General features: G+C 54.2%; 21 protein-coding genes and 2 pseudogenes. 4 read left to right on the top strand and 19 right to left on the bottom strand.

Going from position 1 to position 21,568, the window contains the following annotated elements:
• Positions 1–222 precede the first annotated feature (222 nt).
• From dtpD to HMPREF1024_RS18870, 6 genes are all read right to left on the bottom strand, one after another.
• Positions 223–1,698, bottom strand: coding sequence for a dipeptide permease DtpD (gene dtpD / locus HMPREF1024_RS18845; RefSeq protein ID WP_004151795.1), 1,476 nt, complete (start codon positions 1,696–1,698; stop codon positions 223–225).
• Between the two features lie 59 nt (positions 1,699–1,757).
• The gene (gene cadA / locus HMPREF1024_RS18850; protein WP_002892486.1) at positions 1,758–3,905 is read right to left on the bottom strand and encodes a lysine decarboxylase CadA; all 2,148 of its coding nucleotides are present in this window, start codon (positions 3,903–3,905) and stop codon (positions 1,758–1,760) included.
• Positions 3,906–3,987: 82 nt separating this feature from the next.
• Positions 3,988–5,322, bottom strand: a complete 1,335-nt coding sequence (cadB, locus tag HMPREF1024_RS18855) for a cadaverine/lysine antiporter (protein ID WP_002892484.1) — start codon at positions 5,320–5,322, stop codon at positions 3,988–3,990.
• 365 nt (positions 5,323–5,687) lie between these two features.
• Complete coding sequence (gene cadC / locus HMPREF1024_RS18860) at positions 5,688–7,256, bottom strand: lysine decarboxylation/transport transcriptional activator CadC (protein ID WP_004147422.1); 1,569 nt, start codon at positions 7,254–7,256, stop codon at positions 5,688–5,690.
• A 293-nt stretch (positions 7,257–7,549) separates the two neighbouring features.
• Positions 7,550–7,822, bottom strand: coding sequence for a DUF1471 domain-containing protein (locus tag HMPREF1024_RS18865; RefSeq protein WP_002892402.1), 273 nt, complete (start codon positions 7,820–7,822; stop codon positions 7,550–7,552).
• A 100-nt stretch (positions 7,823–7,922) separates the two neighbouring features.
• Positions 7,923–8,843 (bottom strand): Kdo(2)-lipid IV(A) acyltransferase, encoded by a 921-nt coding sequence (locus HMPREF1024_RS18870; protein ID WP_002892400.1) that lies wholly within the window; start codon positions 8,841–8,843, stop codon positions 7,923–7,925.
• A gap of 510 nt (positions 8,844–9,353) precedes the next feature.
• On the opposite strand from HMPREF1024_RS18870, the gene HMPREF1024_RS18875 reads away from it, so the two are divergent.
• Positions 9,354–10,220 carry a GNAT family N-acetyltransferase gene (locus HMPREF1024_RS18875; RefSeq protein WP_004211259.1) on the top strand — a complete coding sequence of 289 codons (867 nt, stop codon included), beginning with the start codon at positions 9,354–9,356 and terminating at the stop codon, positions 10,218–10,220.
• A gap of 22 nt (positions 10,221–10,242) precedes the next feature.
• Here HMPREF1024_RS18875 and HMPREF1024_RS31200 read toward each other — a convergent pair whose 3' ends face one another.
• From HMPREF1024_RS31200 to HMPREF1024_RS18890, 5 genes and pseudogenes are all read right to left on the bottom strand, one after another.
• A complete protein-coding gene (locus tag HMPREF1024_RS31200; RefSeq protein ID WP_267195262.1) occupies positions 10,243–10,635 on the bottom strand; it encodes a fimbrial protein in 393 nt (130 codons plus the stop codon).
• Entirely contained in the window at positions 10,548–11,267 is a 720-nt protein-coding gene (locus HMPREF1024_RS31735) for a hypothetical protein (protein WP_228690143.1), read from the bottom strand. The genes HMPREF1024_RS31200 and HMPREF1024_RS31735 overlap by 88 nt, the downstream gene beginning before the upstream one ends.
• A gap of 1 nt (position 11,268) precedes the next feature.
• Positions 11,269–13,703 (bottom strand): annotated as a pseudogene (locus HMPREF1024_RS18880) (fimbria/pilus outer membrane usher protein).
• Between the two features lie 10 nt (positions 13,704–13,713).
• Positions 13,714–14,409: a molecular chaperone gene (locus tag HMPREF1024_RS18885; protein ID WP_004211264.1), complete on the bottom strand. Its 696-nt coding sequence runs from the start codon at positions 14,407–14,409 to the stop codon at positions 13,714–13,716.
• Between the two features lie 58 nt (positions 14,410–14,467).
• Positions 14,468–15,028: a fimbrial protein gene (locus HMPREF1024_RS18890; RefSeq protein ID WP_009308069.1), complete on the bottom strand. Its 561-nt coding sequence runs from the start codon at positions 15,026–15,028 to the stop codon at positions 14,468–14,470.
• A gap of 471 nt (positions 15,029–15,499) precedes the next feature.
• Between HMPREF1024_RS18890 and HMPREF1024_RS18895 the strand changes: the two genes are divergently transcribed.
• Positions 15,500–16,162, top strand: coding sequence for a LuxR C-terminal-related transcriptional regulator (locus tag HMPREF1024_RS18895; RefSeq protein ID WP_002892378.1), 663 nt, complete (start codon positions 15,500–15,502; stop codon positions 16,160–16,162).
• Positions 16,140–16,445: a hypothetical protein gene (locus HMPREF1024_RS18900; protein ID WP_004191501.1), complete on the top strand. Its 306-nt coding sequence runs from the start codon at positions 16,140–16,142 to the stop codon at positions 16,443–16,445. The genes HMPREF1024_RS18895 and HMPREF1024_RS18900 overlap by 23 nt, the downstream gene beginning before the upstream one ends.
• 52 nt (positions 16,446–16,497) lie before the next feature.
• Here HMPREF1024_RS18900 and HMPREF1024_RS18905 read toward each other — a convergent pair whose 3' ends face one another.
• Positions 16,498–17,802, bottom strand: coding sequence for a citrate synthase (locus tag HMPREF1024_RS18905; RefSeq protein ID WP_004147414.1), 1,305 nt, complete (start codon positions 17,800–17,802; stop codon positions 16,498–16,500).
• Between the two features lie 45 nt (positions 17,803–17,847).
• The gene (locus HMPREF1024_RS31195; protein WP_020316410.1) at positions 17,848–17,988 is read right to left on the bottom strand and encodes a hypothetical protein; all 141 of its coding nucleotides are present in this window, start codon (positions 17,986–17,988) and stop codon (positions 17,848–17,850) included.
• Between the two features lie 324 nt (positions 17,989–18,312).
• On the opposite strand from HMPREF1024_RS31195, the gene HMPREF1024_RS18910 reads away from it, so the two are divergent.
• Positions 18,313–18,483: a hypothetical protein gene (locus HMPREF1024_RS18910; RefSeq protein WP_002892370.1), complete on the top strand. Its 171-nt coding sequence runs from the start codon at positions 18,313–18,315 to the stop codon at positions 18,481–18,483.
• Between the two features lie 78 nt (positions 18,484–18,561).
• Here HMPREF1024_RS18910 and uraH read toward each other — a convergent pair whose 3' ends face one another.
• The 6 genes and pseudogenes from uraH to HMPREF1024_RS31545 all read right to left on the bottom strand — a co-directional run.
• Positions 18,562–18,963, bottom strand: a complete 402-nt coding sequence (gene uraH / locus HMPREF1024_RS18915) for a hydroxyisourate hydrolase (protein ID WP_002892366.1) — start codon at positions 18,961–18,963, stop codon at positions 18,562–18,564.
• Positions 18,964–19,358: 395 nt separating this feature from the next.
• The gene (locus HMPREF1024_RS0125995; RefSeq protein ID WP_002892360.1) at positions 19,359–19,652 is read right to left on the bottom strand and encodes a hypothetical protein; all 294 of its coding nucleotides are present in this window, start codon (positions 19,650–19,652) and stop codon (positions 19,359–19,361) included.
• A 638-nt stretch (positions 19,653–20,290) separates the two neighbouring features.
• Positions 20,291–20,611, bottom strand: coding sequence for a hypothetical protein (locus tag HMPREF1024_RS18920; RefSeq protein WP_009308068.1), 321 nt, complete (start codon positions 20,609–20,611; stop codon positions 20,291–20,293).
• The gene (locus HMPREF1024_RS32065) at positions 20,611–20,850 is read right to left on the bottom strand and encodes a hypothetical protein (RefSeq protein ID WP_009308067.1); all 240 of its coding nucleotides are present in this window, start codon (positions 20,848–20,850) and stop codon (positions 20,611–20,613) included. Before HMPREF1024_RS32065 ends, HMPREF1024_RS18920 begins: the two co-directional genes overlap by 1 nt.
• A gap of 124 nt (positions 20,851–20,974) precedes the next feature.
• Complete coding sequence (locus HMPREF1024_RS18930; RefSeq protein WP_009308066.1) at positions 20,975–21,232, bottom strand: hypothetical protein; 258 nt, start codon at positions 21,230–21,232, stop codon at positions 20,975–20,977.
• Between the two features lie 9 nt (positions 21,233–21,241).
• Positions 21,242–21,568, bottom strand: a pseudogene (locus HMPREF1024_RS31545) (hypothetical protein); the annotation flags it as partial.

The raw sequence follows: 21,568 nt of genomic DNA, 5'->3' as shown, positions 1-21,568 counted from the left end.
TGGATTCACTCCAAGCTGATCTCACTCAGCTATGGCTTCAGTAACGGTATTTTTTATCGTTGGCCTCCGCGCATGCCAGAATATCCTCCTCCTGTTCACTAAGCTGTGCAAGGAGCGACTTCGCGCTCCGCTGTTGAGGTAATGCCCCCGGTCGCGCTGCGCTTACCGGGGCTACGAATCGCAGCCCGGACAAGGTGTTTACGCCACGAGCCGGGACGAGCGTCAGGCGCCGCCGCCGGTAATTTCACCGGCAGCCGCACGACGTTTGCCAACGCTACAGGCCGCGGCAAAGGCGATAATGACCATCACCGCCACGCAGCCGAGGGTCCATTCGCCCATCTGCGCGAAGAAATGCTGATAGGCGGCAATCGCCGTATCGCTGATTTGCGATTCGGTGGTTTGCTGGGCGACCACGCCCGCCAGCCAGTTGGCCACCGCGCCGGTGGCCAGCATATAAATGCCGGTCAATACGCCGGTGACGCCGGGCATGTTCAGACGGGTGATTTGCGCCATCGCCACCGGGTCGATAAACAGTTCGGCAAAGCCCATCATCGCCAGCCCGGCGACCATCATGCCCATTGAGGCCTGACCGTCAGCCGCGCCATGGCGGGCATTGAGCGCCAGCAGCATAAAGCCGCCGCCCATCAGCAGCAGGCCGAAAGAAAATTTCAGCCAGACGCGCAGCACCGAACGCACGCTGCCTTCCGGGCGCATCAGCCACGCCAGCACCACGCCGGCCGCCATCACCGCTATCGCGTTAACCGACTGGAACAGCGCGGTCGGCACGTCCCAGTTCAGCAGACGACGATTGACGAAGTGGTCGATAAACAGGCTAATCGAGCTCCCGCCCTGCTGCGCCAGCACCCAGAACAACGTTCCGGCGAGCATCAGCAGGACGATCTGCCACAGCGCGCGACGATGCTCCGGGGCTTTGATCATGATCCGCGCCACCATCTGGGCGGCGAACAGGCAGACGATCGCCAGCAGATAGCCGGACCAGTTGTTTTGCAGCAGCAGCGTGAAAAATACCGGCGCCAGGCAGAGCATCACCAGCAGCCAGCCCCAGGTCGGCAGCACGAACTTCACCGCCCGCAGCGCCGGTTTATCGACGCCGCGGGTATGCCGGAAGTGGCGGCTGCCGCTTAAGAAAATCATCAGGCCGATAAACATACCGATCCCCGCAAGGGCGAAGCCGATATGCCAGCCGTACCACTGCGCCGCCAGTCCGCAGGCGATGGGCGCGGCAATCGAGCCGACGTTGCCGGCGGCGTACAGCAGCGAGAAACCTCCGTCGCGACGCGGGTCGTCGTGAGCGTACAGTTCGCCAAGCAGGCAGCTGATATTGGATTTAAACAGGCCGTAGCCGCAGATGATGATCGCCAGCGCGACGTACAAACTCCATGCGGAGGTCGACTCAACGCCCAGCACCACATGGCCGAGGGTCATCAACAGCGCCCCGGCAATTACCGCCGTGCGGTTGCCGAGCAGGCGGTCGGCAAGCCAGCCGCCGAGAATAGGGGTAACGTAAACCAGAGATGCGTAAGCGCTGAACAGGCTGATGGCGTGGCTGTCGTCGAAGCCAAGCTGGTGGGTAAGGTAAAGGATGAGTAAGGCGCGCATGCCGTAAAAGCTGAAGTACTCCCAGATCTGGATCGCAACGATGTAGTAAATCGCGCGCGGCTGTGAGGGTGTTTTCATGTGTTCTCCTTGCAGCGTGAAAAAGGGAAGTGGCAAGCCACTTCCCTGGTGTGCGTCTATTACTTGTTATTCTCTTCTTTCAGCACTTTAACGGTGTAACGACCATCCGCCTGACGATAGGCGCCGTGGATATCGGTTTCGAAGCCTGGATAGTGGGCGCCGATTTCGCACAGCATCTGCAGGAACTCCAGCACCGGACGGCTCTCTTCGGTGATCATCTCACCCGGCATCACCAGCGGCACTCCCGGAGGATACGGCAGGATCATGTTGGCGTTGACGCGGCCGACCATCTCTTCGAGATACACTTCTTCCGTCTGACCGTGCAGCTCTTTCTGGAACGCGGCATACGGGGTCATCACCATCGATGGCAGCACTTCAAACGCGCGGAACATCAGATCCGGCAGGTTGTGATGCTCGATCAGTTTGTGAATGTTCTGCGCGAGGTCCTGAATACGCATGTTTTCATAGAATTCAGGATCTTCACGGTACAGCGACGGCAGCATGTTTTTCACCCGCAGGTTCAGGTCGAACGCGCGTTTGAAGTCGGTCAGCGCACGCAGCAGGCTCAGCGCTTTAGTCTTATCGATACCGATACTGAACAGGAACAGCAGGTTGTACGGACCGGTTTTCTCTACCACGATGCCGTGTTCGTCGAGGTATTTCGCCACGATGCTTGCCGGAATACCGAAGTCATCCATGGTGCCGTCTTTCTTCATCCCCGGAGTCAGCAGCGTGACTTTGATCGGGTCGAGGTACATGTGTTCGTTATCGATGTTTTTGAAACCGTGCCATGCGCTGTCGGAACGCAGCGGCCAGCATTCAGGACCATCGATATGCTCCGGCTGCCAGACGTCGAAGAACCAGCCGTCAGACTCGCCTTTCAGACGTTTGATCTCTTTACGGAACTTGATGGAACGTTCAATAGAGCCGTCGATCAGACGCTTACCAGCGTTCCCCTTCATCATCGCCGCCGCGGTTTCGGTGGAGGCCACGATCCCGTAGTGTGGAGAGGTGGTGGTGTGCATCATGTAGGCTTCGTTGAAGGTCTCTTCGTTAACGTCGCCTTTCACGTGGATCATCGACGCCTGGGAGAACGCCGCCAGCAGTTTGTGCGTGGACTGGGTTTCATAAATCACTTTCCCTTCAACGCGGCCGCCGCTCATCCCGCATTTGCCTTCATAGATCGGCGAGAAGTTGGTGTAAGGGACCCATGCGGAGTCAAAGTGGATGGATTTCACATCCAGGGTTTTCTTGATGAAGTCGGTGTTATACAGCAGACCATCGTAAGTCGAGTTGGTGATAACCGCGTGTACCGGCCAGGTCGCGTTCGGCGTCTCTTTCACACGCTTGGCGATAGTCGCGTGCTGGAATTCGCTCTGCGGAATACCGCCGAGGATACCGTAGGCGTTACGGGTCGGACGGAAATAGATCGGCGTAATGTCGCTCATCATCATCAGGTGAGTCAGCGATTTGTGGCAGTTACGGTCAATCAGCACGGTGCTGCCGGCCGGCGCGGAGTACATGCCGACGATTTTGTTAGCGGTAGAAGTACCGTTGGTCACCATGTAGCTGCGTTCTGCGTTAAACACGCGAGCGATATACTCTTCCGCTTCTTTGTGCGGGCCGCTGTGGTCCAGTAGGGAACCCAGTTCAGAAACCGAAATGGAGATATCGGATTTCATGGTGTTGGAGCCAAAGAAATCGTAGAAGATGCTGCCTACCGGGCTTTTCTGAAACGCGGTACCGCCCATGTGGCCTGGGGTACAGAAGGTATATTTACCTTCACGGACATATTTGAACAGCGCTTTGGTCAGCGGCGGCAGAATGGTGTCGATGTATTCGTCAGTGTTCTGTTTGATTTTGTTCGCGATATCTTCCGCAGCGCCCAGCGCATATTCGAAGAAGCGAACCTGCATGCGCAGATCGTTCAGGCTAACGTCCAGAGTGGAGTAGGTGTTAGCGAACGCATACAGCGGCATGTACTCGTTCATTTTGCTGATTTCTTCGCACAGTTCGAGATTGTATTTATCCCAGTCGAAGATCACGCCGCACAGACGAGAGTTGTTTTCAATAAGTTTTAATAAGTCGTCACGGTCGTTCGGGTAGACAATACGGAAGTCCAGGCGTTCGAGAGCACGATGCAGTTCACGGATGGGTTCTTCTTTGAAGTAAACCCCCATGTGATTCATGATTGCAATAACGTTCATAGTCAAATCTCCAGATGTAGAAAGCCCCTCCCGTCGCGTGATGACAGGTGATGGAAGGAGCCTCAGGAAAACGGGTTACTGATTAGTGCGCGTTAGCGGTGGTGTTGTTATCCGATGCGTTGTTCTGGCGCTGGTGCATTTTGCGACCGTAGAACATCAGGATAATCAGGCTAACGATGAAAGTGCCGGCCAGTTCGAAGGAGCTTGCGCCCATCAGCGCGATGAAGCAGAACACGCAACCCAGTACCGAACAAATCAGGCTAACGAAGTTACGGATGTTGATGCCTTCGAAACGAATCAGGTCAACACAGGAGTAGAAGTAAGGCAGCATGGTCAGCAGTACCGCGATACCGGTCAGTTCGCCGAACAGGTCAGAGGCTTTACCACCGGCGGAGTTCATCAGGGTAATCAGCACCATCAGCGCGGTCATTTTCACTGCGGCCAGCAGCAGGCCTTTTTTCGGAATACCGTTGTTATCAACTTCGCCATACACTTTCGGGAAGTTACCGTCGTTGGCGGCACGTACACCGGCCTGGCCAACCAGCATCATCCACGAGCCCAGAGAAGTCAGGCAGGCAAAGGCGGTGAAAGCGGATACCATCGGTGCAGCCCAGCCGCCGAGGATGGTAGAGGCGCTAATTGCGAACGGCGCACCGGACGCGGCCATCTGAGAAGCAGGATACATACCGGCGATAACCTGAGTCGCGGCGATGTAGACGATACCGGCCATCGCAGTGCCCAGCATGGTAGCCAGCGGCACGGTACGTTTCGGGTTTTTCACCATCCCGGTACTCACGGCGGCGGATTCTACGCCAACGAAGGCCCACAGGCAGAGCAGGATACTTTTAATAACCGCGTGGCTATCGGTGGTGCTGGAGGTATTCCAGTTCGCCTGATAGGTAGCGACATCAAACCAGTGCCAGCCGACGACCGCGGTCATGACTACCGGAATAAGCACCAGTACCAGACCAATAGTGGTCAGACGGCTGACCCAGGTCCCGCCGAGCATATTAACGAAAGTAAAGATCCACACGATGGCAATACAGGCAATACCTGCTGGCACCGGGTTATTTAAAATTGGGAAGAACGTAGAGAGATAAGAAACTGCGGTAATCCCGATGGCCAGGTTACCAATCCAGTTTGCATGATAATAAAGGACACCGGTCTGGAAACCGAATGCCGGAGATATTTCGCCAGCGTAGGCAATAGGACCGCCCTGCTGCGGGTTTTTAGTGGCCAGTCGGGCATAAACATAAGCCAGAGACATCGCACCAATAATTGAAATCACCCAGCCCCAAATGGCAATACCACCGATGCTGGCCAGGTTCGCAGGTAATAATGCAATCCCGCTCCCCATCATATTACCGGCGACGACACCGGTACAGGCAAATAGCCCGATCTTCTTGGCAGAACTCATGGTTGTTTTTCTCCTAAGTTTATTTGGGAGGTACAGATCATGATACAGAACCATTAATTGACCCGACCAACTGCCAACAAGATTACTGATTTGTACGAGATAAGTCCTAAAGATAAAGTGATATAAAAACAAACATCAGACAAATGATATTTTGACCTTTTTCGCTTAACATATAAACATGACAACAGGGTGTCAGAAAAAGATAAACATCGTTGTATTACAGTGAGTTAGAAGAATGAGAACGTGTTATCTGGCTGTTATTTAAAGCCTCCCGAATGCTAAATAAAAATAACAACAAGAGGCTTCATGAGAAACATAAATTTAACCTCACCATGCCCAAAACCTTGCACATGATGAGGGTTTACTTATTCTGAAGAGAGAAAGTTGTCGAGATATGGAACGACTCGGTTAACCGACGTCTGGAAAACCCCATTTTCAATCCAGTACAGGGTATCTTCGCCAGGACGTAAATTAAACGCCGTGATGTAAGAATCGGCAGCCAGACGGTTCTCACCTTTCATCTCATAGACTTTGCCTAACAGCACATAATTTAGCCATGACATCTCTAAATCAATCGCACTATTAATTGCGGTATTTGCTTCGTCGACTTTGCCCTTCCCCAATGAATCCACCGCTTTTATTTGATAATAAATCGCCATGTCTTTTATACCCGGCATCGCCCCTACCCGCTCGACTTCACTGTAGAGGGCGGCCAGCTGTTTATCGTCCAGCGGCTGTTGCGAATGGCGCAATACATCCACCAGCGTTTTTTCGGCATAGGCGTAAATAAAATCCGGCGCCCGCTTAATCACATCATCCAGCAGGCTACTGGCCTTACTTAATGAATCGACGTCGCCCTTCATTAACAGCTGATGCGACTGGTAGAAATAGGTTAACGCCACGCTTTGCGAGGGCTGATATTGCCTGAGCATCGCCTGCATTCGCGCCGGCCACGGCTGCGCCAGGGCATCCGACAGGCTGTTCATCAGATCGTTCTGGATGGTCAGCTGGTTATCGTTGGTCACAAAGTAGCGCTTATCCAGCATCGTCGAGCTGTCGGCGTTGTCCACCAGCTGGACCGACATAAAGCACTGCTGCGCCCGATAATGGCGCTGATTAACGAACTCAATGGTCAGCGTTTTGCCGGAACTGCTTGGTTCATTGATGTTGTAGTCCGTTTTGTCATGCACCATAAAGGTCGAGAAGGTGTTCAGCGAGGTGGTGATCAGGCTGGCCAGTCCAACGGCGTAGGAGTGCTGCGACGACCAGTTAGCGCAGGAGTTGCCATTCACCAGGTGGATATCGATATCGCGCGGATTGAGCAGCAGACGCGCCTTGTTGACCGGCGGCCGCGATTCCATGCTCGACAGCGCCACCAGCGCCACGCAGGTGCCCAGCGCCAACAGGAACAGCCCCCACACCAGGGCGGTAGTGAGGCGCTTGCGGCCTGACGGCGCGCTGGCCACGGTAGGAGCCGGTGGCGGCGCGGCGGCATCAGGGAGAGGGACAGAGACGTCGGATGGCGCACCGGCGGCCGGCGGCGCAGGAACGGCGGTCGACGGCGAAGGCGTCAGCGCCTCCATCGACGGGGCTAGCTCCTCCCCCTCTTCGGTGCACCAGATCACCGGCACCGTGAGCTTATACCCCCGTTTGGGTACCGTCGCGATGTACTCAAGGCTAACGTCGTCGCCGTCTTTGAGCGACTTGCGCAGTTCAGAAATACTCTGCGTGACGACGTGGCTGGTCACAACGTTCCGGGTCCAGACGTTTTCGATAAGCTCGTCCCGGCTAAGCACTTCCCCCGGATGGCGGGCAAAAAAGACCAGAAGATCGATTAAACGCGGTTCAAGGGTAAGCTGGCGCCCCTTCCTGCTGATTTGGTTTACAGAGGGGGTTACCAGCCATTCACCGACGCGAACAACAGGTTGTAGCATACAAGAAAGCCCCAGACAAAAAGGGAAAGGCGCGATGATAACACATTTGTCCTACCTATTTTTGCCAGGGGTCACTCCCTCAGGCATTAGGCCGGAATTGGCTCTTTATTAACAATAAAAAGCAATAATTCATTAACATCGTGATCATGAAATCTATATATAGCGATAAAAACGCATTTCCGCTGCCGCTATTGCCTAAGGCAATTCCGATAGCAGAAAAAAATAAGCCCGGAGGCTTAACGCGCTCCAGGCTCAATGCGTTGCGCGCCGATACGGCACGCTTTAAAAAAAGGTTATTTATACACTTCCGCTGTGGCTTCAAAGTTAGGGCCATGCTCACGCGCAGCGGTGATCACGTAGTACTTTCCGCCTTTCTCATCGGCCAGCTTGGAGAGCTGATCGTGCAGATCGGAAGGCGAAGAGAATTCGCCACCGGACGGCCCCACCGAGATCGGCCCGACTTTGGTCAGTTTGAAGTGTTTCACTTCTTCTTTGGTAATCAACTGCGCGGCGGAGGCGCCAAATGCAACGGCGGAAAGGGCTAACGCGACTATCACTTTTTTCATCCTGCAATCTCCTTGGAATTAGCCTTCAGTCAGGCCCTTTCAGTATAGACGGCGATTTACTAAGCGTGCTACCGATGCGCTTATTTTTTGGCCGAGGCGTTCAGTAACGCGGCGGTACTCCTTCCGGGCGGGTCTTAAAGCGCCGGTGCAACCACATGTATTGCTCGGGCGCCATCAGGATGCACTGTTCGATAATCTGATTCATCCAGGCCGCCGTAACCTCGGCGCTCGCCAGCGGCGGCGTGCGCTCCGGCGTCAGGGAGATCAATTCATACCCCATGCCGTTGGGCTTGCGCCGCGGAACAAACGGCACAATCGTCGCCCCGGACATTTTCGCCAGCATCCAGGTACCGGTGGTGGTCGCTGCCTGTTCGACGGCAAACAGCGGGGCGAAGACGCTGCTGGCCGGACCGTAGTCATGATCCGGCGCGTACCAGAGAATTTCCCCCTCTTTTAGCGCCCTGACCATCCCTTTCAGATTTTTTCGATCCAGCATGGTCTTGTTAGAGCGCAAGCGTCCCCAGGTTTGCAGCCAGTCAATCAGCGGGTTATCGTTAGGACGGTAGACGCCAATGCCTGGGGTAAACATGCCGTACATTCGCGCACCCATTTCGAGGGTCAGAAAATGGATACCGATCAGTAAAATGCCCTGCTTTTCTTCCAGAAGCTCCACCACCTCGTTAACGCCGCTGGTCTCGGTCCAGCGCGCTACCCGGTGCGTCGGCCAGAACCAGGCCATGCCGGTCTCCATCAGCCCCATGCCCAGCGATTCAAAGTTTTTCACCAGCAGCGCCTCGCGATCGGCGGCGCTCATCTCGGGAAAGCAGAGTTCGAGATTACGTCTGGCAATCCGCGCGCGGCTTTTCATCACCCGCATTGCCAGCCGCCCAAGCGCCGTTCCCAGACGGTAGATCACCGGATACGGTAATTGCACCAGCAGCCACAAAAAGCCAATTCCCAGCCACAACAGCCAGTAACGCGGGTGCAACAGCGCGCGGGAAAATTTGGGTAAATTTGACATAGTAATCCTGTTAATTCACTCAATAATAGCTGAGCAAAAACCGCGAAATAAAGTAGCGGATCCTGCACGTAGTATTTTTCCAATTCGTGCGGTAATACTCAATCACAAAGCGCGTTATTATAAGCCGATTCCAGGATAAATTCAGCCCTTACGCTGGGGACTACTCTATTATTAGACGCAACGCGTAAAATTTCCTGTTTAATGCATAAATAAATAAACCTAACCTCTACGGCTCGGCCGATTGTTGATAAAATAGCCAGTACATTTGCCTCAGCCTCTCGACCAATACCTCTTTTACTCACGCTTTATTATGGCGATAGCGAACGCAAACAGTCCGTTTCGCCCGGTTTGACACGGCCAGCATGCGGTTATTTGTGACTGGGGCAAAGGTTAAGCATCGACATTGCGGATCCTTTTCCCAGATATGCTACGTTTACAGCGCTCATTCGACGCAAGTGCCTTTGCCGACGTCGCCGCTTTCAGAAGCCATAGTGAGAAGGAACTATGACAATGAATTATCAATTAGTGAAGCAAGTCAGAGAAAATAACCCATTAAGAAAAAGCTTCATTGACCTTGCCGTTAAGACTTTTGACCTGTCTTTTGAAGAGTGGTATCAGCAAGGTTACTGGACCGACGCCTATATCCCCTATGCTTTTGTCGAACGCAATAAAGTTATCGCTAACGCTTCGGCCAACATCATCGACCTGCGCTGGCAGGGCGAGCCCCGGCGTTATATTCAGATTGGCACCGTGATGACCGAACCGGACCACCGTAATAAGGGATTAGCCGGCCAGCTTATCCATCACATCCTGCAGGACTGGCAGCAGGAGGCGGACGCCTTCTTTTTATTCGCCAATCCCACCACGGTGGATTTTTACCCCAAATTTGGCTTCACCCGCAGCGAAGAACATCAATATATTATGCCGGTCTCCCCGCGAGCCGGTGATTTTCGTAAACTGGATATGGACAGCGCTGACGATGTCGCCCTGCTCCGCCATTACTATGAAAAATCCAACCCGTTCTCACCGCTGCGGGTGGAGCATAACTTTGGCCTGCTGATGTTTTACTGCTCAGCCTTTATGAAGCATTTTGTCTATTACTCGGCAAAAAATGAGGCGGTGGTCATCGCCATGCAAAACGGTCCGGTGCTGATCTGCTTTGATCTGTTCTGCGACGTGGGCAAGAGCCTGTCGACGCTGGTCAACGAACTGGCCGATGACCACGTTTACCAGGCCATCCTCGGTTTTACCCCCAGTGAAGACCGGCTCGGCGAGTATGAGAAGATAGAGGGAGAAGATATCCTCTTCGTCTATGACCAGAAGGAAAACCTGTTTAAAGACAGGAAGTTGATGTTTCCTTTACTGGCGCATGCCTGACGGCGCTGTGCCGCCAGGCAGATCAGTTATAAGTCACCACGAAGGTCGCACTGGCGTTCGCTTCGCCCGCAGTCACTGCGGGCTGCGTCTGGATATAGCGGGCCTGATAGGATAAACGATAGTTCGTCTGACTGCCTTTTTTCCCGGACCAGACCTGGCTCACCTGGTTTAGCGGCACCAGCGAGCCGCCGGCACTGAGGATCTGCACGCCAAGTCCGGATGCCCCTTCAGGTTGGTCATCGATTTTAATCACTTCGTTGGCGGCGACAGCGCTGTCCACCGTCGCGTTAAACTGCATAAACACGCTGCCGACATTTTCACAGTTCGTCAGGTTGATGTTAAAAGGAACCGGGGCGGTGGTGCTGTTGAGCCCGGTAAATGCGGTTTTGTTATGCCGTCCGAGGAAGACGTTAATGTTTTTACTGTCGTCAGTAATCTTGCAGGTGGGTGATTTGACCTGAATACAGAGTCCGCTGACGCTGAAGCGCATCGCCTGTACTCCGCCAAGATAAATATCGCCAAGGTAATCATTAAGGCAATATTCGCCCGGCGGCGGTAGACCGCCGTTATCGGCAATCCGCCAGAAATAGATGGTCGGTTTTTATTTTCCGCCTGAAATGCGCGCTGGCCGGAAAATACCGGCGCGGAAGGCCAGGCCGTGAACAGGGGATCGAAATTAATGCCATCCTGTTCCCCCATCTGAAAGCTGTAGCCGATGCCCGGCAGGCGGTCGATGCTGTAGATATCCCCCGGCTTGCCGTCTCCCGCCGGGCCGACCCGGGAACCGCCAATGCTCTGAAACCCGCCGGGCTCGCTGCCGCTGCAGGCGATCTCCCAGCGTTCGTTATTAGTGATAATCATCCCTCCGTAGCTGTATAGCAGGGAGCCGATGGGGAGATCGCTGACGTCAAGGTTGATACTGGCCTGGCTGACGTTCACTGAATACTCGATAGTTTTGCCACTGACCATCTGGCACGCTGCCGACAGCGAAGCGCAGTACCCGCCGGCCAGCAGAAGAGGTACCCCTGATGCGATGATTTTTTTCATATTACTTCTCCTTTATTCCCGGCCGGCAGACCTGATGCGGCGTGCCGCTGCTAACCTGCTGCACCGCGTCGTCGCGGATGGCATAGGCCAACCGGCAGCGTTGCCCGCTGCGTTCGCCCCATACTACCGAGACGCTGCCGTGGTCCTGCGGCACCCGGGCATACAGCAGCCCGCCCTGACCGACGGCGCCAACCGCCCGACCGTTGTCGTCGAACACCTCCGCGCCCAGCGGGGGCGCCGCGCCATCCGGCAGCGTGACATGGGCAAACCAGGGATAGCCGGTACGCGTGACAAATTTGACCTTCACCGCCGCGCCCGAATCGGGCACCACCGTCGTGCTGCTGGAGACAATCTCCACATGGTCGTTCAGACCCTGCGGATCGAGATCCAGCCAGTTAGCGGTAAAGGGATCGAGGTAAGGGATGATCGTAAAACCCTGGCGGTTAATCGGCTGTCCAAGGCGGTTAGCCACCCGGGCCCCACCGCGCCGGGCGCTTCCACAATGGCGAAGGTTTCCCCCAGTTCGGGGGTGGTGGTCATGCCGCCCTGATGCGCTACCAGGGCGCCCGATGCCCCCAGCGAGTACTGCTGCTGATGGCGACCGGCGCTGGCGCTGGCGTTCAGGTACGCATAATCCGTCCGCAGGCTACCGTTGGCCGCAACGCTGGCTTCATTTGGGTTCTCCCGCGGCATGTCGTAGCTGGCGGTCAAACCGTAGCTGAAGGCGTTTTTCTCGCCTGCGCTGCCGGTATAGCTGGACTGCAGCTGGCTGCCGTAGTTTTTATCGTGGTTAAAGCGGGTGGTCAGGCTGCCCGCCTGCCCGAACGGCAGCGAAAAGGAGACGCCCACCACCTGATTATTGCGGTGATGGATATCCTGGCTCTGCTGGGCATACAGATAATAATTGAGCTGACCATAGCGGTTGGCATAGCCAAGCTGATATGAGCGCCAGCGGTGGTGGCGGACATCCTCACTCCAGATTCCGTTAAATGACAGACTGCCGCTGCCGGCCTGCTGAGACAACGTCGCGCTGTAGCGGGTCATCTCCCGCCAGTCGTTGGGGTGCCGGTCGTGCTCCCAGGCGGCATCGCGAATGGAGCGATAATTGCCGTCGTTGCTGTGGCTCATCGAGAGCAGCATTCGCGTATCGGATGTAAACGATTTTGATGCGGACACCCGCCAGCGGTAGCCCTCCTGCCAGCCGTGCTCCCTGCCCTTCGCCGCAGAACGGGAAAGATCGACCGCCAGCGCGCCCCAGTAGGTATTGAAGGCGCTGCCGACCAGCGTCGAGTAATAATCTGTCGTCGCGTTAGCGCCGTTATAGCCGCTGATATAGTCATTGAAGCCGTACTGCAGCGTGGCTTCGCCAAATCCCGGCCGCCCGGCGATCCCGTCCTCATCCAGATAGCCCAGCGACAGATCATAATAGACCGCGCCTGCCCGCACCAGGCCAGGCAGCGTGGCGTACGGCACGGTAAAGGTGTCCTGACTGCCATCCGCCTCGTGGATCGTCACCTGTAAATCGCCGCCGGCGTTGGTGGGATAGAGATCGTCGAAGGTGAATTTGCCCGGCGGAACCGTTGCCTCGTACAACAGAGCGCCGTTCTGGGTGACCGTTACGCGGGCGTTGGTGCGCGCCACGCCGCTGACCGACGGCGCAAAACCGCGGCGAGAGCCCGGCAGCATGCGCACATCGGTAGCCAGCCTGCCGCCGATAAAACTGACGCTGTCAAAGAAGGTTCCGTCGGTCCATCCCTGACCCAGCCGTAACGTGGACGCCCAGTTCACTACACTTCTCTCAGCCCAGGTGGCAATGCTATCCCAGTGCGTATTCCCTTCCTGCGCCTGGTAGCTGGACTGGTGATGTAACCGCCAGCCAAAGGCGCGCAGGCTGGCATCCAGCCCGAGATAATGATGGCTGCTGCTATCCCCGTCGACGATGCTCTGATAGCTATTGGCCTGGTAGCGCAGCACCGCGGCGGGCACGCCGCTATCCACCTTTTTCAGGTTCACCGCCCCCCGATAATGGGGTTGCAGCAGCGCCTGGGGCATATTTACCCGCAGGACGTTTTCCCCGCTGTCATACTCCCAGCCGATCGCCTTATCGATCTGTGAAAAACGCAGGCAGGTGGCCGCGGTTGGCCACTGGGCATCCTTCAGCTGCAGAGCGTCGAACAGCGAGGGTGAGATGCAGGGCTCAAGCTGGCCATCGTGTTCCTGGATAACAAACGTTTCTTCCCCCAGGTCCCGGCCATTCACCGAGAGCGTGCTGCGGTACTGTCCGGCGTGCAGTGGATTACCGTATTGATATTTCTGGAGATCAACCTGCGCGGCGCCGTGCAAATGGGCGCGGTTAAAACTAAACGCCTCTGCCGCCCATGCCTCCTGCCAGGGAAGGAGCAGCATCAACCCAACCTTGATCTCCCTGAGTTTCATAATAATGTCCTTACTGAGGATAATTATGATTCACTACCGCGCCGTAATCATTGATGGTGGTGAAGCTGAATTTGGCTGGCAGCGTGCGCAGCGCGACCCCTTTAGGCGCGATCTCCAGCGAGGAAAACGGGGCGACCATGCCGACAGCGTGTTTTTGTCCGTTAAGGGTGATGCTGTCGATGGTGATATAGCGCGCTGAGGCATTGCTCACCCGCAGCCCGTTGCCCGTAGGAGCCAGCGCCCAGCTCAGGGCTTTTTCCGCGGCTATTTTTTCCGCCGCCACGCCTGCCGGACGGTAAAACAGCTTGATACGCGACCGTATCGCGAGCTGCAGGTAATTGTCAGTCTTGCCATTTTTCGGCTCAGGTGGGATATCCAGAAGATTGAACCAGAACAGCGATTCCCGATCCTGCGGCAGGCGGCTGCCGTTAAACACCAGGCGCCAGCTCTGGCCTTTTCCCGGTTCGATGCGCACAATCGGCGGCAGCACAATAAACGGCGCCGCATCCTTTTCCGGTTGATTTTGCACGCGGCCATCGTCGACCCAGACCTGCGTCAGAGAGGGGGTCTCCCCCATATTGGTGGCCCGGACGGCGATCTCTTTTTTGTCGCCGGAAAAAATAATCCGTGTGCCGTCAATAACCATACTGGCGTCCGCCGAGGGTAAATAGCTGGACAGCAGCAGTGCCAGAACCATACGCCGCATATTCACCTCCTCCTTGTCGGGGGGATAAACGGCCCCTGAGCGGGGCCGTGGACAGGGGTTACGGATAGACCACCGTAAAGTTGACGTAGGCTGCGACTTTTCCAGCCTTGGCGGCATCAGTCGCATAGTAGCGGGCATAGAAAGGCAGCGAGGCGGAACCATCCTGCTCAGCCACCGCCACCGGGATCGCTTCCAGGCGAGCAACTTTGCCGTCTGCAGCGACCGCCGGGGTCTCCGCGAGGTTAATCGGCGTAAACCGGGTGTTCAGCAGCTCCACATCGACGTTTTCTGCTTCCGTGCCGTCAGTCAGAGTGTTTTTTAGTCGGCCCTCCGTGGAAACGTTTTGATCCTTCTCGAAGTACACCGAGACATTGGTCCCCGGGGAACAGCTCGTCAGATCGATAGTGAAGGGAACCACGCCCGCCGTCTCGCCCGCGCTGCTGAGCGCCGAGCGCTGGACCGTCGGCAGGGTTACCGTCTTGTCTTTATTCTTTACCGTACAGGTATTGTCGATGACTTCACCATTAAAGGTGACTTTGCCATCAGCAGCCTGCGCCGCTACCGGAGAAAGCATCATCATCACCACGAAAGATGCCATTCCTTTGCTGTATTTTTTCATATTCACTCCTCATCACCACGCTTATGGAGAATCGTTCAGGAAATACCCCTGGCGTACTTTATACGTACAATTTATTAATACTCAGTCCATTGGATTAGCCTGTTATCTTTTAACCCCTTCCCTGCACTGACATCCTACTCACTTCATTATTTATTATTCAAATTCGCCACCAGGACCATTTCTACTTTTTATAGAAAAGTCTTAACACCACTCTGAAAAAGAAATACAACAAACGCACAATAAAAACATAACTCACTGTAAATAAAAGGTAATTTTTATTTTTTATTTTCTAAAAAACATTCGAGAAATGCGATCTAACTATCTCACCCTCATTATTAACCACCTCCTCCCACGTTCTCCCCCCTGGATTGAAAGCGCAGGGAGTATGTTATTTATGGCGGGTATTCTCTACAGTAAATTGTCGAATAAGGCAGGACAGCATGCACAGCGTATTTATGCCAGGAGGTCATTATGTTGATCTGCATTGCGGATTCAGAATATTTTAATATTGCCCTGAAAGCGTATATTAATGAACCAAACAGCAAGCCTCTGGATATTAAAGAAATACTCTGTTACCCGTTTAGTGGACAGAGTGAGATGTTCTATACTTTTTTTGCGACCGATGCCGGAGCCCGGCTAAGCACCATCCTTATTGATTACAGCAGCGTCAGCATCGAAGTACTGCAGGTCGCGCTCAGTTTAAAATCGTTTAATCCCCTGATCCGGATCTTTATTTTTGCCAAATCAGGCTACCCGTTGAGCGAGCTCGAACGCAGCCTCGCCATTGTGCTCGGCGCAGAGTTCATCACCAGTTTTGCCGGGCTCAGCGCTGCCCTTGCCCGCGGTCCGCGCTTGACATCGCCCCCCGCCGACAAGCTCTATATCGCCATACCTGACAGCTATAACCTGACCCGTAAGGAAACTTTTTTAATCAGCCTGCTGATGGGGGGAATGCCGTTGTGTCACGTGGCCAGCACCATGCAGCTCACGATCAAACGGGTCTACTACTACCGTTCACGCGTCCTTAGCAAGCTGGCGGTGAAAAATAACGTGGAACTGATGAACAAAGTTCAGGGGATGGTGTTGCGCCACTACCGACAGGAGACAGGCCATGAAATCGTATCTCTACGCTAAAAATCGCCTCATGTTGATTATCCTGAGCTGGCTAAGCGCAGACGAGGCGTTGCCATCTCGTCATGATTTCCAGCAGACTGAAACCATCCTCAGCACCCTGCATATACCGTATGTGCTGAAGCCCGACCTTGATCAACTGAGAGCTACGCTACAGCCATTACTCGCCACGCCCAGGCCGCAGGCCTGTGAGGTAGGCGCTTTTCTCAGCGCCCTGTTGGCGCTGTATACCCGGTTAACCGAATATACCGCCGTCGAGCACTATCTGCTCTCCCGGCATCTCTGAGTAGTAACCCGCCTGGGCAGGAAGACGCCGCGCGCCTCCTGCCTGTAAGGCATTACCTTAGCTCAGCAGACCGCTCGCCGCGTCGGGAGACGTAATCCCGATAGCCCTCGCCAACGTAAATCTGCCGTGGCCGGTAGATGGTCAGCGGCGCCTGGTGCATCTCGTTCCAGTGCGCCACCCAACCGACCGTCCGACCGACCGCGGTGACCACCGCAAACATCGACGAAGGCAGATTCATCGCTTTAAGGATCACCGCGGTATAGAAATCCACGCTTGGCGACAGGCCATTGTCCACAAAATAGGGGTCGGTCAGCGCCACGTCCTCAAGGGCCATCGCCACCTGCAGCAGGCGGTCAGACATGCCTACCTCCGCCAGCACCCGATGGCTGGTTTCACGCAGGATATCGGCGCGCGGGTCACGGTGACGGTAGCGCGAGTTGCCAAAACCCAGCCGGCGAAATGCCTGCGGATCGCGCTTCGCCTGGCGCAGAAACGCCGGAACCTGATCGACGCTTTCAATCTCCTCCAGCATTCGCATGCTCGATTCATTGGCGCCGCCATGCATCGGCCCCCACAGCGACGCCAGCCCGGCGGCGACGCAGGCGAATAAGTTCGCCCCGGAGGAGCCCGCCGCGCGCACCGTAGTGGTCGAGGCGCACTGCCCGTGATCGGCATGCAGCACCAGGATCTGGTTCATCGCCTGCTCGATAACCGGATTGAGAACGTATTTTTCCGCCGGGATAGCAAACAACATCTGCAGGAAATTACCGGCATAGGAGAGATCGTTGCGCGGATACGCCGCGGGTTGCTCAATGGTGTACTTGTAGCTCATGGCGGCGATAGTGGGCATTTTCGACAGCAGTCGGGTGGCGGCCAGCGCCCGGTGCTGCGGATTTTCCACGTCCAGGACGTCATGATAAAACGCCGCCAGCGCCCCCACCAGGGCGCACATCAGCGCCATCGGGTGCGAGTCGCGACGAAAGCCGCTGCACATGCGGGCTATCTGCTCATGGACCAGAGTATGGCGGGTGATGGTCTCGCGAAAGGTTTGATAGCTGGCCTCATCCGGCGCGTCACCGTTCAGCATGATGTAGGCCACTTCGAGAAAATCGCACTGGCGAGCCAGCTGATCCACCGGATAGCCGCGGTGCAATAGCACGCTGTTTTCCGTATCGATCCACGAGATCGCCGACTGGCATCCGGCGGTGTTGGCGAAGCCGGGGTCATAGCTGCAGAATCCGGACTGATTTAGCCCGCGCATGTCAACTCCCACCGGCCCCCGCGTTCCCGGCACCTGCGGCAGGGCTATGGGCGGTTGTTGTCCAGCAAAAGAAAGCGTTAACGGTGTAGTGCTCATCCTGTTAGTCCCCCAGCAAGCTTATCAGCGACCCGAAGTCATTCTTCAGGCGGAAAGACCAACATAACCAATGTGATGCAGCTTATTCATTGATGTCATCACTATAACCCTGGCAAAGAGGATATTTTGCTGGCCTTCACGGGGAAACAGGCCGTCTTTCCCCAGCCCACCGCCGGATAGCGGCACAAATCGCCAAGGATAAAGGCGATCATCGCTGTCAAAATTTACGTTGAGTAAAGAAAGGATGAAGAGGAGCTACCATGAATTTTGTGCTGTCGATGACCCTTATCTGCATCGCCATCGCCTGGCTGATGATGAGCCTCCTGCCGGTGTAGATGCACCGCTAACCGCCACGCCAGTGGTCTGGATAACCCCTCCTTCAATTGATTTCCGCCGTGGTCTTCGCCTCTGAGGTTTCATAAGAGCCATATAAGAAGTACTGGTTGCATATCAGGCTGTTGCGTTTTCCCGCCGAGGGGTAGGCTAAAGGCCCACTGTTAAGGAGGTGATATGTCTGGACTGATCAATCCACATGCGGCCCCGGAAGAAGCAGCCTATGCGCTGCTGATTGAGCTCGTTCGCGCCCAGCGCGTGCCGCAATATGAAGGCGAAATTTCCGGCCTGCTGGCGATGTACGACGAAGCCGTTAAACACTTTAAAGAGAAAGAGACCGAGCGTTAGGCGTGGACATCGTGGTGCGAGAAAAGTGTGACGCCTGCGGAAGCCGCGCAGGCGTTGGCTGGATAGCGGCTTGGGTCATCAGCTGCCGCGGTAGGTAGAGTATCCGTACTGACTGAGCAGCAGCGGGATATGCAGTTTTTGATTTTGCTTTGTGACATTGAAAATAACCGGAATCACCGGGAAGAACGTATTCATATTTTGGCTTTTAAAATAGTCACCGGTTTTAAACGTCACTTTATACACCCCCGGCTCCATATTCTCCGCCTGCGGATAGAGCGACTTTATCCGCCCATCGGCATCCGTTTTACCGGTGGCGATATGCTGCCAGCTCTCCCCCTGCTGTTTATCCAGCTCAATCTGCACCCCCGGTGAAGGGAGCCCGGTTTGCTGATTAAGAATGTGTACGCTGAGCGTCCCCTCTGGCGCCGCCAGCGCGCTGAAGCTGAGCAGAGAAATTACGGAGGCGATAACTAATTTCATAATCGTGACCTTATTGGGCAAGTGAAAGTGCCCTAACTATAGTCAGCGCGGCGGGGAAAAAAATTAAACTTTTTGTTATCAGTTTGAGTTGATGGGTACTGTCTCCACACACAACACGCTGAACCGGTTTCCTCGTAAGAAGAGGAAGTGTCTTATGAGTAGGTAGCCCCGTGCTCTTAGTAACAGGATACGGTGACACTAAGTCTATCAGGCAGGGGAAATAGATTTGCTGGGTTCAAATATCACAAGGTAAAAAGATATACGCCGTGGCCTCTGCCGCCTCTACCAGAACAGTGCTTACTGCAAATAGGCTGCAGTATTCGAAATAATCATTTAATATTATTTAAACTACTATTCCAGTGTAAGTAATCACCTGGTTCAGATATTGATCGTTATCATTGATTCTCTTGTCGCCACGCCTTAACCATCTCCTTTGTTACCTCTTTCTTGTAGCAAATAGGTGAGTACCCACCAGCTTTGCTCCAGGCACTGCGGCCACCGCACGAGCTGCCGTTCCGGGCGGTATTGAAGGGACAGGCACAAGTACCGGGGTAGGATGCGACAGAGTCATCAATAATCCTTTGACTGACCTGATCATCGCTTAAGGAATTCGATTTGGCGATGGAAATATCTGATGCAAAGACGCACACAACAGCGAATACGGAGATGGCGACGAATTTGATGTTCATTCGGATCTTTCCAGGCAGTGGATGAACATCGAGGGTATGCTTTCAAATAGTGTTCAATATTGATCTATAACAACTGTACTTCACGCCAGCTTAAAATGCGATATTTAACCCAGTCAGACAGAACCTAAAGCTATAATGACTATTAGCCTGTTACCGGCAACATATTTTCACATTCCTGCAGAGCGCTTATTCTGCACTCAGCTATAACCAGCATTAACCATTCTGTTCGATATTACAGAGCAGTAATGCTGTACTCTGACTGGCCATCGTCCGACAGATACTACAAGACATTAGAATCATCGAAATGGTCCGTCGATATGCTCACCTGGCACCTAACCATTTAACTGAGCACGCACGTCAAATTGACTCAATTTTTGCAAATTTTTGCAGAAGATGTCCCAAATATGTCCCACAAGGGAAAATCAGCGACTGGAGGAAGTTGATAAGTGATTGATTATTAAATGGCCCCTACAGGATTCGAACCTGTGACCTACGGCTTAGAAGAAAGTAGAGCGTTAAATAACACACTGTAAACACATATGTTTTCCGCGTTCGCATCCGGTTTTGTGTCGTTACGTGTCGTTGTGTGACTTCCTTGTCCTTATCGCGCCATTCAGTTACGCCACAAATGCGACACATCAAACAGGCCTGGCATCCTGTCTCAAATCGTTAATCGCATGAGTTGCGACTCCGAGAACCTCAACATCATCCAGAGCCTCACCTTCGATACTCTCTCCCTCCACTGTGATAAACGACTGTCCCATCAGCTTTGCAAATTGCATCTCACCCGCGCAACGGATAAGCACAACGCTTCCCTGCGTCACTTTCAGCGACAAATCGAGAACGACATAGCCGCGGTCAGTCTGGATAACCTGCGAGTTAGCGCTGATATCACATGCGGCCGTGACGGTCAGCCTCTGCTCGATATAATCTGTAGCCGGTGATGGAAATGGGCCCATTACATCACCCTCCCCATATTCCGCAGAATCCATAATCTATTTTCGCTGTGGTCCGGCGTTTTGTCAGCGAAGCAGCTTTGATAGCGCTCTATCCACCGGTTAGCTTCTGACTCTGAGAAATGAATGTCCCGCAGCATCAAACAAGAGATGAAGTCTCGCGTGTGTAGATACTGATAGCCTTTCGAGTTCCGAAGAATCGCCTCTCGAAAGGCCTGGTTGATGTCTGACTGACGAAGCATGATCTGCCCTCCCATTGACACTGTTTATGCATACAGTAGTTTTGTTTGAAGGGAAGATCAAGAGAGGTGCGACTATCACTTAAATTGATATCCGCAGTGTGCCGTTCATTACTTAACATGTTTTTTATTCAATGACTAGCTTTAACGCTGACTCCGCCTCAGATAACGGATCGCCGGCACCTGAATAGGTAAATGGGATGTAATTCCTTACACCCTCAGCATCAGCGTCAGATGTAACCGTGTAAAAAGCGATACCGTTCTCCCCTTCAAGTTCGATCCTCTCGATGGTGTATGTCAGGCTAACTTTTAGTGTAGTGGTACCGACTGCAATTCCATCCGCCGTCACCTGATTAACTGCAACTTCTTTCTCTATCGTAAACATGGCAAATCCTTATTCTGTCAGAACGTACTGAACTGAACCGTAAATAGTTAAACCGGTTCCGCCGGTTATTGAGAAAGCGGATGGCGAGCTATTTGTTAGCAGCAAGATGTCCCTCGTTGTCGGGTTCGTATGCGCAAGCAATATGGCAGAGCCTGCGCGACTGCAAATTATCGGGGAAACTGTTAATCCCCCGTCACTCAGTGCAGCAACCGTGAACGGAAGCCCTGATATCACTACCGCGCCTCCTGTCGTCAGCGCCATTGACGTGGTTTCGATTCTGAAAGTCGCATGCACTAAACGCCCTGAGCGGCGGTAGGTTCCCACGGTGGTATTCAG

The organism is Klebsiella sp. 4_1_44FAA (assembly GCF_000238715.1).
In the GTDB taxonomy this organism is placed as follows: domain Bacteria; phylum Pseudomonadota; class Gammaproteobacteria; order Enterobacterales; family Enterobacteriaceae; genus Klebsiella; species Klebsiella pneumoniae.
The sequence above is the reverse complement of the archived record's forward strand: the minus strand, read 5'-3'. Positions and strand labels throughout refer to the sequence as shown.